The organism is Halovivax sp., from assembly GCA_007119345.1.
In the GTDB taxonomy this organism is placed as follows: Archaea; Halobacteriota; Halobacteria; order Halobacteriales; family Natrialbaceae; genus Halovivax.
Genome location: SKPV01000050.1, coordinates 15,595 through 27,284, shown reverse-complemented (window position 1 = coordinate 27,284; position 11,690 = coordinate 15,595). Strand labels below are relative to the sequence as shown.

Annotated in this window: 14 protein-coding genes; 7 read left to right on the top strand and 7 right to left on the bottom strand. The window is 65.4% G+C overall.

Annotated features, from left to right (window positions below; all coding sequences use genetic code 11):
* Together QZT59_RS03970 and QZT59_RS03965 are read right to left on the bottom strand one after the other, a co-directional pair.
* A partial coding sequence (locus tag QZT59_RS03970) for an LUD domain-containing protein (protein ID WP_290811643.1) occupies positions 1–1,575 on the bottom strand: 1,575 nt, incomplete at its 3' end.
* Entirely contained in the window at positions 1,572–2,081 is a 510-nt protein-coding gene (locus tag QZT59_RS03965; RefSeq protein ID WP_290811640.1) for an LUD domain-containing protein, read from the bottom strand. The genes QZT59_RS03965 and QZT59_RS03970, both read right to left, overlap by 4 nt.
* Before the next feature lie 499 nt (positions 2,082–2,580).
* On the opposite strand from QZT59_RS03965, the gene QZT59_RS03960 reads away from it, so the two are divergent.
* Together QZT59_RS03960 and QZT59_RS03955 are read left to right on the top strand one after the other, a co-directional pair.
* Complete coding sequence (locus QZT59_RS03960) at positions 2,581–3,516, top strand: permease (protein WP_290811637.1); 936 nt, start codon at positions 2,581–2,583, stop codon at positions 3,514–3,516.
* 97 nt (positions 3,517–3,613) lie between these two features.
* On the top strand, positions 3,614–4,639 hold the full coding sequence (locus tag QZT59_RS03955) for a hypothetical protein (protein WP_290811634.1): 1,026 nt from the start codon (positions 3,614–3,616) through the stop codon (positions 4,637–4,639).
* Positions 4,640–4,948: 309 nt separating this feature from the next.
* Here the strand turns inward: QZT59_RS03955 and QZT59_RS03950 are convergent, their stop codons facing one another.
* Positions 4,949–5,119 carry a hypothetical protein gene (locus QZT59_RS03950; RefSeq protein WP_290811631.1) on the bottom strand — a complete coding sequence of 57 codons (171 nt, stop codon included), beginning with the start codon at positions 5,117–5,119 and terminating at the stop codon, positions 4,949–4,951.
* A 152-nt stretch (positions 5,120–5,271) separates the two neighbouring features.
* Between QZT59_RS03950 and QZT59_RS03945 the strand changes: the two genes are divergently transcribed.
* Both QZT59_RS03945 and QZT59_RS03940 read left to right on the top strand, forming a co-directional pair.
* Positions 5,272–5,670, top strand: coding sequence for a hypothetical protein (locus QZT59_RS03945; protein WP_290811628.1), 399 nt, complete (start codon positions 5,272–5,274; stop codon positions 5,668–5,670).
* Between the two features lie 44 nt (positions 5,671–5,714).
* Entirely contained in the window at positions 5,715–6,347 is a 633-nt protein-coding gene (locus QZT59_RS03940) for an METTL5 family protein (protein WP_290811625.1), read from the top strand.
* A gap of 1 nt (position 6,348) precedes the next feature.
* Here QZT59_RS03940 and QZT59_RS03935 read toward each other — a convergent pair whose 3' ends face one another.
* Positions 6,349–8,118 (bottom strand): rhomboid family intramembrane serine protease, encoded by a 1,770-nt coding sequence (locus QZT59_RS03935; RefSeq protein WP_290811622.1) that lies wholly within the window; start codon positions 8,116–8,118, stop codon positions 6,349–6,351.
* A 227-nt stretch (positions 8,119–8,345) separates the two neighbouring features.
* Between QZT59_RS03935 and QZT59_RS03930 the strand changes: the two genes are divergently transcribed.
* The gene (locus QZT59_RS03930) at positions 8,346–8,630 is read left to right on the top strand and encodes a DNA-directed RNA polymerase subunit L (RefSeq protein WP_290811619.1); all 285 of its coding nucleotides are present in this window, start codon (positions 8,346–8,348) and stop codon (positions 8,628–8,630) included.
* A gap of 229 nt (positions 8,631–8,859) precedes the next feature.
* Here the strand turns inward: QZT59_RS03930 and hisF are convergent, their stop codons facing one another.
* A complete protein-coding gene (gene hisF / locus QZT59_RS03925; RefSeq protein ID WP_290811616.1) occupies positions 8,860–9,675 on the bottom strand; it encodes an imidazole glycerol phosphate synthase subunit HisF in 816 nt (271 codons plus the stop codon).
* A 258-nt stretch (positions 9,676–9,933) separates the two neighbouring features.
* Between hisF and QZT59_RS03920 the strand changes: the two genes are divergently transcribed.
* Positions 9,934–10,107 (top strand): hypothetical protein, encoded by a 174-nt coding sequence (locus QZT59_RS03920; protein ID WP_290811614.1) that lies wholly within the window; start codon positions 9,934–9,936, stop codon positions 10,105–10,107.
* Between the two features lie 4 nt (positions 10,108–10,111).
* On the opposite strand, the gene QZT59_RS03915 is transcribed toward QZT59_RS03920, so the two are convergent.
* Positions 10,112–10,324 carry a ribbon-helix-helix domain-containing protein gene (locus tag QZT59_RS03915; protein WP_290811611.1) on the bottom strand — a complete coding sequence of 71 codons (213 nt, stop codon included), beginning with the start codon at positions 10,322–10,324 and terminating at the stop codon, positions 10,112–10,114.
* A 287-nt stretch (positions 10,325–10,611) separates the two neighbouring features.
* Positions 10,612–10,911 (bottom strand): hypothetical protein, encoded by a 300-nt coding sequence (locus QZT59_RS03910; protein ID WP_290811609.1) that lies wholly within the window; start codon positions 10,909–10,911, stop codon positions 10,612–10,614.
* Between the two features lie 183 nt (positions 10,912–11,094).
* Here QZT59_RS03910 and QZT59_RS03905 point away from each other — a divergent pair, with 183 nt between their 5' ends.
* Positions 11,095–11,685 carry a sulfite oxidase-like oxidoreductase gene (locus QZT59_RS03905; RefSeq protein ID WP_290811606.1) on the top strand — a complete coding sequence of 197 codons (591 nt, stop codon included), beginning with the start codon at positions 11,095–11,097 and terminating at the stop codon, positions 11,683–11,685.
* Positions 11,686–11,690 lie beyond the last annotated feature (5 nt).

Sequence of the window (11,690 nt, the reverse complement as noted above, 5' to 3'; positions counted from 1 at the left end):
GGTCGAGCTCGGTTGCTGATCGCGAGCGCTCGCTCGTTCCTCCGAAGCGCCGGAGCCGCCTCCGTCCTCTCTTGCGCTCTGCGCTCGCCTTTCGGAGGTGGCGCGGCCACCCGTCGACTCGAACCGATCGACGAAGGTCTCCCGAACGAACGTCGGGAGCTCCCGACGTCGGTCGATACCGACCGTGTGCTCGAGGGCGGCCCTGACCGGCCGAGTCGAGGACAGCCAGTTCGAGACGGGTGCCGTCGCCGAACCGAGACGTGCGAGGGTCTCGACGTTCCCGAACAACCGCTTGTCGAGGGCCAGACCGGGTTCCTCGACGTCGGGCGCGAGTCCGTCGACCAGGTGGTCGAACGCGTCCGGCTCACCGCTCCGATTGAGGCGGTCGCGGACGACGGTGTTGATCCACGGAACGTCGATTTTGACGGGGCAAGCGGCAACGCACCGCGTGCAGCCGGTACAGAGGTCGTTGAACTCGGCGGCGGACTCCTCGCCGTGGACGCCCGCCTCCCAGCCGGTCGCGATCCCGCCGGAGTAGGTCTCCCCGCCGAACGCGTGGCCGCCGACGTGTTGAAAATTCGAACAGGAGTTCGAGCACGCACCACACCGGATACAGTACAGCGTTTCCCGGAGCTGGTCGTCCTCCCGCATGTCGAAGCGACCGTTGTCCAGTAACACCAGGTGGAACGAACGCTCCCCGGACCCCCACTCGTCGGCCTCGAGATCCATCGTCGGCGTGGCGGTCGGCGGCGTCAACACGGAGAGATACCGGGAGATCGGCTGGCCCGTGGCCGCGCGGGCGATGATGCGCGCGAACGGCTGGAGATCGTCCACCGAGGGGATCAGTTTCTCGACGCCCGCGACGGCCACGTGGGTGTCGGGCGTGACGGCGCACTTTCTGGCGTTACCTTCGTTCGTCACCAGCACGACGCTCCCCGAGTCCGAGAGCACGAAGTTCGCGCCGGTAACGCCGACGTCGGCTTCCAGAATCCGCTCGCCGAGAACGTCGCGGGCGAACCGAGTCAGATCCTCCGGAGTCTCGAGCGGTCGGTCCGGATCGAACCGGTCTTCGAAGAGGCTGGCGATCTCCTCGCGTGATTTGTGCATGGCCGGACCGACGATGTGCGAGGGGTCCTCTTCGGCGAGTTGGATGACGAACTCACCCAGGTCCGTCTCCCAGACCGACGCGCCGACGTCGTGCAGGTGGTCGTTCAGATCGATCTCCTCGGTGGTCATCGACTTGCTCTTGACCACCGTCTCGCCGTCGACGTCGTCGACCACGTCGGCGATGTATTCGTTAGCGTCGGCGGCGTCGTCCGCCAGGTAGACCGTCCCGCCGTTCGCTTCGACGGCGTCCGTGACGGTCTCGATCAACGACGGCAAGCGATCGATCGCGTCTACTTTGACCTCCCTCGCCCGATCTCTGAGCGCCTCCCACTCGGGAAACTCGGCGATTGCACGGTACCGCTCCGCGTTCTTCTGTCCGGCTCCGGATCGCACCTGGGCGCCCTCTGCGTCCATGACCCGACGGATGTGTCGGGCTCGGCGTTCGCGGTCGCCCCGATCTCCCGTCATCCGTCGATCACCGTGAGGACGTGGACGTCGCGCGGCCCGTGCGCGCCTCGAACTAGCCCTCCCATGTCCGCGGTCGCGCTCGGACCGGTGGCGAAGACGACGCTCTCGGTACCTGTCGCGAACGCGTCGGCCAGTCGATCGAGGCCGTCCCCGAGGTCGTCGTAGAGCTCGCGCTCGGGGACGACGATCACGTGACGCTCGGGGTACAGCGCGATCGGTTCGAGGGCGTCGGGACTCGACGGGAGCGCCACCGAACCGGTCGAGGCGACGGCGAACGAGCCGGGCGTGACGCCGGTCTCCGCCGCCACGACGTCGCGCGGGGATGGGTTCGTCTCGATCGAACACTTCGCCAGCGCGCGCGGGGCGAACGGGAGCTCCACGCCGACGGCCGGCTCGACGACCCGATCTGCGATCGCGCCGGACAACTCCGCCGAGCGAACGCGCTCGCATTTGGCACCGACCGACGCGAGGGATTCGGCGAACCGGGCCACGTTCTGACCCTCCATACCACTCACTACCGGGCGTACGGGTTATACGTCCTCCGCCCGTCGTTCGGCGCCGGCATCCGCCCTCCCGATGGTCGACGCCGCCACCAACCCTCTCGATGATCGACTTCGCCACCAGCCCCCTCGATGATCGACTCTGCCACCAGCCCTCTCGATGATCGACTTCGCCACCAGCCCTTCCGATAGATCACTCCAATACCTGGCTTGAAAGAAGAACAGTCCTCACGCGTGCTCGTAATGATTTGCCGATGATTGGCACCACGTAGGACTATCCGCAATATTCCCGTCACCTCACAGCGCTCCTAACCCCCCATCGGAACGACGATCGGCTGCCCGCCGATCACGAAACGGATAGCCGACGAGAATTCACCAGGCGTACGGCGAATCCGCTCGTCCGGTGGGTCCCGTGCCGTCGGTCTGACGCGCGTCCGACGTCCGTTCGTTCACTGATATTCGAGCGGGCAAAAAGTGATGGTACTGGAGTCGAAAGGAGGGGGCAATGTCCACGGAACGGTTACCCGATCAAAAATTATTCGAGCTCTACCGATCCTACATCGGCGAGCCGGATAGCGAGCGCGACGTCTACGTCGGGTTCGGTCTGTTCTTAGGTGGTATCGGCCTCGCGGTGATCGCGCTGGTACTCTTCGCCTGGAGCACCACCCTGGAAGCGAGATCCGCGGAGTACTTTAGCTGGGTGCAGCCGGCGTACGCCCTCGGCATGCTCTCGCTACCCTCGGTGATGCTCGGGATCGTCGTCCTGTTGCCGTCGGAGCGACGCGTTCTCGCCGTCTCCGTCGCCGGAGCGGCGATCACGGTCGCCGCCACGGGCGGGTTCGTGTACGCCTATCCGGAAAACTGGAACCTCTACGGCGCGGATTACACGATCGAGATCGTCGCGGTGTACGCCATCGGCCTGTCGGGCATCACCGCTTCGACCGGCGCGGCGCTCATCGCCCACTACCTCGATATGGCGCGGACCCTGGAGGCGACGACGGTCGACGAGGAGGAAGAAGAGGAGGAGCACTACACGGACGAGGAGATCAGAGGCGACATCGACGCCGCGATGGAGGGGGTCGAACTCTCCTGGGGCGGCGTCGAAAAGAGCGACAACACCACGCTGACGTTCACCGACCACGAGTTCGACGGCGCGGACATCGGGAACGTGAGCGTGAAGAAGACTCGATCGACCGGCGTCCAGGACCAGGTGGCCGGTCTCAAGGGACTGAAGGGCGGCGAGAAGAAAACGGCGACGTCGAACAAGACGGTCGACGACCAGACGGCGAAGCTCAAGGAACTCCGCGAACGTCAGCGCGCTGACGAGCTCGCGACGGCCGACGAGACGGGTGTCGACGCGGTTCGTGGGCGCCTCGGTCAGGCCGTTTCCGGGATCAAGGCCCGTCTGGGCGCCGTTCGCGACCGAGTAAAACGGAATTAAGTCGGTCCGTTCGCGGTGTAATGTCCTTTTATTCGTTTCAATTTTATGGAGAAGCAATGTACATAGATTTATAATCAACCAGTCGCGTTCCACACACATGGCCAAAGGCCTAGACGTCGGAACGATGAACATCCTGTCGGCACAGCAGGATGGTAACGATACCGTATTCGTCCAGCAGCGCAACTCCTTCGTGGAAATCGAGTACTCCGATATGGCGGAGCAGATGCTCTCGCGAAGCGAAGTGCTTCACATCCGGAAAGACGACAAGGTGTACGTCGTCGGCGACGACGCCCTGAACTTCGCGAACATTTTCAACAAGGAGACGCGCCGACCGATGAAACACGGGATCCTCTCTTCGGACGAGAAGAGCGCGATTCCGATGATGAAGCTCATCATCGAGCAAGTGGTCGGCGAACCCGCATACGCGGACGAGAAACTGTACTTCTCGACGCCCGCGGATCCGATCGACTCGGACCTATCGACGCTGTATCACCAGAAGACGATCGAGTCCTTCCTCAACGACATGGGCTACGACGCAGAGCCCATCAACGAGGGAATGTCGGTCATCTACAGCGAACTCGCGGACAACAACTTCACCGGGCTGGGGATCAGCTTCGGCGCCGGCATGACGAACGTCTGTCTCGCCTACTACGCGGTCCCCGTGATGAAGTTCTCCGTCGCCCGCGGTGGCGACTGGGTCGACGAGTCCGCCGCCCGCGCGACCGGGACGCCGGTCGACAAGGTCACCTCCATCAAGGAGGACGACTTCGAACTCGACTTCACCACCGACGTCGGCGGGGTCGAGGGCGCACTGTCGATCTACTACGAGAACCTCCTCGACTACGTCATCGAGAACATCGTTCGCGAGGTCGACGACGAGGACGTCGAGGAAGGACTCGACGTGCCCGTCGTCGTCACCGGCGGTACCTCGAGCCCCACGGGCTTCGAGGCGCTCTTCCGCGACCACCTCCAGGACGCGAACATTCCGTTCTCGATCAGCGGCGTCTCCCACGCCGACGAACCGCTGTACAGCGTCGCTCGCGGTGGCCTCGTCGCGGCACGATCCGACGAGGACGTCGAGTACGAGGAGGAGCAAGCCGAAGCGCCGGCCGCAAACGAGTAATCGCCGGGTACGTCTTTTCCGGTTTGTGTCGCCGCGTAGCCACCGCGTCGAATCTACGAGCCGGCCGGAAGAGACGGGACGTCGGCACTGACCCGCACCGACCGCTACGCACGGCGAGAGCCGCGTTGACGATCGACCGTCCCGGAGTTCGAGCGCGAGACGACGACTACCGGTCCACGTGGCCGTCGACGATCCGCCCGTCCGCCCCGCGAGAGGGTATTCCATCCGCAGGACGGGCGAAACCAACCGCTACCGACGGAGGAGAGGGACAGCTGTTTCCGAACGGGGCGACGTCTCCCGACGACGCGATTACCGGTCGTAGAATCGGCTGATCGCTTCCCGCCAGGACTCGGGCTCGGGCCGCTCGGCCTGGTGCTCGACGGGAACGTCTGCGTACCCGCACCTGTTGCACGCGACCGTCTTCGCGTCGCCGAGCGAGAGTCGCTCGAGCGTCGACTGGCACCGGGGACAGTCGTCCATATTTAGACATCCGATCGAATGATCTTAACTCTATGTGATTCGGTGCCCCGGCGGTACGCGAGACCCTCCGAACGGTCGCCGACCACCGGACGGAGGTATTACTATAGTGCATTTACAAAGCTTTTTGTATGCAGACCATGTATCGGCTATCGATGAGCACCACGCCCTCGACCGACGTGACGCGCGCGATCGAACGCTGTCGACCCGAAGACGTGTCGCCGGTCGCCCTCGACGCGGAGTTGCTCGAATCGACCGCTCCGGAGTATCTCCGGGATCTCAAACGGGAGCTAAACCGAGAGGGGCTGTTTCCGGCGAGAGTGACGGTGACGGCCTGCTTCGACGAGGACTGTTCGCTCGACACCCAGCAGGAGGCAGACCGGATCCGCGGGTACGTTCGCGCCGCATCGTTCCTCGGCGCGGGTGCGGTGACGGTGGAGTGCGACGCGGTCGCCAATCCCGATAAAGTGCGGCCAGCGCTCTCGGCGTGTGCTGAACGAGCGCGACGTGAGGGGCTCGAATTCGACGTCGACGGCCCGATCGATCCCTCCTGAACGAGTCGAAACCATCAGGATCCTGGGACGCGGAGTTCCGTCCGATGGGATCCCGGCGAACGCTCGCCAGGGCGCTCGAAGCGGTCGAAGATTTCGACGAGCCGAGCGTCGACCTCGAGCAGTATCTCACGTCCCCGGAGCTCGCCGCCCACCTCTGTCACTTCGCACGGCTGCAGGGCGACCTCGAGGAACGGACGGTCGTGGATCTCGGGACCGGAACGGGTATGCTGGCGATCGGGGCGAGCGTCGCGGAGCCCGAGCGGGTGGTGGGCGTGGAGGTAGACGGAGACGCGCTCGCCGTGGCGCGACGGAACGAGCGTCGGGTGCTCCGTCGACGCGTCGTCGACTGGATCCGCGCGGACGTCTCGAGACCGCCGTTGGGCGTCACTGACGCGACGGTTATCTCGAACCCGCCGTTCGGCGCTCAACGCGGCCGAAGACACGCGGATCGACGCTTTCTCGAGACCGCCCGCGACCTCGGGGCCGTCTCCTACACCGTTCACAACGAGGGGAGCCGATCGTTCGTCGAATCCTTCGCCGCCGACGAGGGGGGCGAGGTGACGCACGCCTTCGCCGGCGAGATCCCGGTAGACCGGCGGTTCGACTTCCACGAAGCCGAACGAACGGACCTCCCGGTGGAGGTCTACCGGATCGAGTGGTCGATGGGCTCCGAGTAAATTACTGGTACTCCTCCGCCGAAGCGACGACGACGCGCGTTCCGCCCGATTCAGCGTACAGCTCGTCGTCTTCCCGGACGAACGTGACGTCCGCGACGGTCGCGTCGTCGCCCTCCTCGGGGATCGGGACCGTCGTCGCGCTCCCGTTCTCCTCGCGAAGTTCGATCTGGAACTCGCCGCTCTTTGGGACGATCGAGATCCGGTTGCCGACGATCACGACGTCCGAGGTGACGGCGTCGGACTCGAAGGCGAGCGTCGACCCGTCGCCCTCGGTCGAGAGCCTGACGGCGTAGGCTGACTCGTTCCCGACCACGTCCCAGCCGGCGCGCTCCGCGGTCACCGTCTCCCGCCAGCCGGGGCCACCGAGGTGAATCTCCTCCTCGCCCGTGAACGCCAACCGATCGGCGGTCACGGCGTCGGTCCAGATCCCGCGGTCTTCGGACCAGACGATCACGCCGCTGGCGGTCACCGTTTCGTTCAGGCCCAGGGCGTCGACCGGGGCGATCGAGACGAGCGGGTTCTCGACGCCCTCGTCGTAGGCGACCTCGTAATCCGCGACGGCGACGGCGCCTTCGGCGTCTCCGGAATCGACCACGAACGCGTTGACGGCCACCGCCGGACCGGAGATCGCCGCCACGACGAGAAGCACCGCGAGCAACGCTGCACCCCTGCTCGTGAATCGCTCACCGTCGGCTCCGCTCGCCACCGAGCGCGAGAGTCGCTCGACGCGCGGTCGCGACCGGTCAGACGAACCAGAACTCCCGAACCCGAGTTCGATGCGGCGTTCCACCGTCTCGTCGGCGGCCGATCCGCGACGGAGTCGCCCGGGGACGAGCGATCGATCCGACCCGACGATCGCGACGGTCACGACGATCGCGAGCGAGACGACGACGATCACGCCGGGCCCGCGCAGGAGGACGAACGTTCCCTCGCCGGCGAACCAGTAGATCGCCCAGAGCGATTGGGCGAACCCGAACAGGAGAATCGCCAGCCAGAGGAGAACCGGATCGGGACGGACACGTCGACGTCGAAGCAGGGTCGCGCCGAGGAGGACGCCGAACAGAAATCCGATCGCGTGGCCCTGGATGGCGATCGTGGCCCAGGACGGCGGCGCCGGCGGACTCGGCTGGGCGGTCGCCCACAGGATCGGAGACTGGACCGCCCTGATCACCGTGAGGATCGCCCCGTGGGCGCCGAGGATCGCCACGATCGTCGCGATCGGGTATCGGACGATCGCGAATCCGGCGAACGCGAAGACGACCCCGGAGAACCCGATGACGGGCCCGAGCGCGAAGACGCTCGTGAGCAACCCGATCCCGATCACCGCGGTCGGGAAGACGACGAACGCCCGTATCCGTGGATCGGCGAGTCGGGCGTGACGGACCCGCTCGGGCTCTCGCGGTCGGTGGCCCCAGAAGTACTCCGCGATCGGCGCCAGTACGAGGGTCCCGGCCAGATTTCCGAGCAGGTGATTCGGCCCGTTGTGAGAGAACGACGCCGTCGCCAGCCCGAGCGGGTACCAGTACGACCAGGCCCGGTACGGAATCGTCACCGGGTTCGACCAGTCGGTTCGTCCGTCCTGGACGAACAGGTAGACGGCCAGGACGAACGCGACGACGACGAGCGTTCCCCACGGAACGCCCAGGTAAAAACGGTCCCCGAGGGCGTCCGACCAGTTCCCGCGACCGCGATCCATCGTCCGGAGCACCGCGAGGGACGCCGCGAGCGCGACGATCGCGACGAGCAACACGACGGCACCCAGGCGACTCATGTGCTGGGCGTGGCACCGGGTTAGTAAAGTGGTTTTCCTCGGCCGGCGGAACCGGCGGCTCGTCGACCCACCGATTCTACCGACCGACGACCGGCGGTGGCACCGACGCAGCCGCAGGGTCGAGACGAAGAACCGAACGACGCCGTCGACCCCCCGACTTCGACCATCGACCGACGGCGTCCCGGACCTTCGAAAGGTACAAACGGCTGACTCGCCCATCCGTAGCTATGGAACTGCGGGTTACCGACCACACCGAGGAGGAACTCTCCATCGAGATCGCGGGCGAGGACCACACCTTCATGAACGTGCTGAAGGGAGCGCTGCTGGAACACGAGTCCGTGGACGCGGCGACCTACGACATGAACCCGGAGCAATCCGGCGGCCAGACCGACCCGATTCTCACGGTCAAGACCGACGGATCGATCGAACCGCTCGACGCACTCGAGGACGCCGCCGGCACGATCCGGGAGAACAGCGGCGCGTTCCGCAGCGCGTACGAGTCGGCGGTCTGAAACCGTCGATCGCCGATTCGGGAGTCGGTCACGAAAACCGACGGTCGGACGTTCGCGGGGCGGAACGAACGGGGTTCGATCCGAGCGACGACGCCTTCCCGAGTTCCGATCCGAACGCACGCCACACCGACCGACGATTTCGAGGGACGAATCCCCGGCCTCGGGGAGGGAGTGGAGATCCACCCCGCCGAGCGAGGCGTCGGACGGGAGGTCGAACGGCGCCCGCCGTCTACCGTCGAACCGGAACGCCTCGTCGGTCGAGGAATTCCTTCGTCTCCCGGATCGAGAACTCGCCGAAGTGGAAGATGGAAGCGGCGAGTCCCGCGTCCGCACCGGCCTCGGTGAAGACCTCGTACATGTCCTCCGGGCCGCCGCACCCTGAAGAGGCGATCACCGGCGTGTCGACGGCGTCGCAGACGGCGCTCGTCAGCGGGAGGTCGTAGCCGTCTTTCGTCCCGTCGCGATCGATCGAGTTGACGAACAGTTCGCCGGCGCCGCGACGTTCCGCCTCGCGGGCCCACTCGAGGACGTCGATTCCCGTTCCCTCGCGACCCCCTTTCTTCGTGCACTCGAACCAGCAGGACTCGCCGTCGACCGCGACGTAGTGTTCGCCGTCCTCGTCGAACCGGCGCTTCGCATCGACGCTGATGACGATGCACTGGCTGCCGAACGCACGGGCGCCGTCGGTGATGAGTTCCGGTCGCTCGAGGGCGCCCGTCGTGATCGACACCTTGTCCGCACCGGCGCGTAGCGTCTCCCCGATGTCCTCGACGGTTCGGATACCGCCGCCGACCGTCAGGGGAATAAACACCTCGTCTGCGACGTCCTCGACCACGCCGAGCATCGTCTCCCGACCGTCGGCGGAGGCCGTGATGTCGAGGAAGACGAACTCGTCCGCGCCGGCCTCGTTGTACTCCCGGGCCATCTCGACCGGGTCGCCCGTGTACCGGAGGTCCTCGAAGTGGACGCCCGTGTAGACCGCCGGATTCCCCTCTTCGTCGAGATCGACGTCGATGCAGGGAATAATTCGTTTCGTCAGTACCATGAAGTTCCGTGGACGGGCCTTCGCGGCCACGGTAGTAAAGGGGCCCGAAAGTGGGCGGATGCAGGTCGCGCTTGGAGGGGGATGGAAGTATACCGCGCCCGGAAGCGGACGGATACAAACCGCGTTCGGAAGCGGACGGATGCAGACCGCGTTCGGAAGCGGGTGACGATCGATCGGACGGCGAGAGCGATCGCCGTTACCCGGGCGCGCGGAACGGAAACGTCACCGCTTAAGTGACCGACGAGAAAATAACCCGATATGACGGCCGACACAGACGATTCGGCGGAGACCGTCGGAGAGGACCTCGACGCGGAACGGACCACCGCGCCCATGAGCGAGTTCGGGCGCACGGAGCTCGCCTACGGGTTCGTCGTGCTCGCGATCGGAATCGCCGTCGCGTTCGGCGTGCCGGTACTGGCGACGGCCCTGTAATCGATCAGAAGACGTACTCGTCGTCGTGGCCCATCATTCCGTCGTCTTCGAACCCCGGTTCCCCTTCCTCCTGCGGACCGCTCGTCTTGTACGCCTTGATACCGGTCGAGAGAAGATCTTCGATCGCCTCTTCGCGATTGACGAACTCGCCGCGTTCGACCATTTGCGCGATCTGCATCTCGAGATGCTCCGGTATCGTGAGCTCAACTTTCGGCATCTGGTTCGGGTTTCGGTGGAGGGGTATTTAAGTTTGACGGGGATACTAGCTCGCCGGAAATAACCGCCGTGACACTGGTCACGGCGTTCGGTTTTGCGGCGATTTCCGGTAGCGATTCAGCGGCCGTTTCGCTCGCAGATCGGGGGTCGATCGTCGTCGGCGCGATCGCCGAAAAAACGCGCCGGACGAGGAGGGGTTCGGGACGGTTCGTCGCCCGCCCTCCCCTCGGCACGCGATCGGCGGCGACTCGGAGAGCCCTCGAGCAGGTGACGTCCTGCCGACTCGACTCACCGGTTACCCATCATCGAGTCGATCGCGCCTTTGATCGCGCTGCCGGGCTTGGTGATCGTATTGAGCTGCTGGCGCATCTTGCGCTGGTTGAAGTAGCTCGCGAAGGCGAGGATGGTCGGCGGCCACAGCCCGACGAACAACCCGCGCTGTTTGTCTCCGCGCACGAAGAAGTAGTACCACGCCAGACCGACCGACGCGGCCGACGCGATGGCCGCCGGTCCCAGTGCTTGTTCGCCCACTTCCTCGGCCGCTTCGCCTGATATCTCTCCTTCCTGCATCTTTTGTCTGGTAGCCATGCGATTGGCACCGTCGGCCAGCCCCGACTTGGTTATAGATCGAGTATCGATGCGTGAAACGGTTCCAGATCGGTCTCGGAATCGTTGCGGCGAGTTTCACGGTCGTTCCCGGCACGCGAATCCATCGTTGTCCCGAGCGCCCGGAACCACCACACCTACGTTCGCGAGCCCCTATCTACGCACATGAAAGACGTCACGGGACTCCACCGGGAGTTCGACGGCGAACGCCTCCCGCCCGGTCAACGCGAGACGACGGCGTTCCCCGTGCTGAGCAAGGGAGAGACCCCGGAGATCGACCTGGAGACGTGGGAGTGTAGCGTCTCCGGCGCCGTCGAGTCGCCGCGAACGTTCTCCTGGGGCGAGTTTCGCGAGCTTCCCCACGAGACCCAGCGCCAGGACTTTCACTGCGTAACGGGCTGGAGCCGATTCGACTGCGAGTTCACCGGCGTCCCGTTCCCGGTGCTGGCCGACGCCGTCGGCGTTCGCGAGGAGGCCGTCCACGTCCTGTTCTCGGCCGCGGACGGATACACGACCGACCTGCCGCTCGCCGACTGCATGCGCGAGGACGTGCTCTTCGCGTGGGAACTCGACGGCGAACCGCTACCCGACGACCACGGCGGGCCGCTGCGGGTCGTCACGCCCCACAAGTACGCCTACAAGGGCGCGAAGTGGGTCGACGGGGTGGAGTTCCTCACGGAACCCGAACTCGGCTTCTGGGAGCGCCGCGGTTACTCCGAGACCGCAAATCCGTGGCGCGAAGAGCGATATAGTTAGGCTGA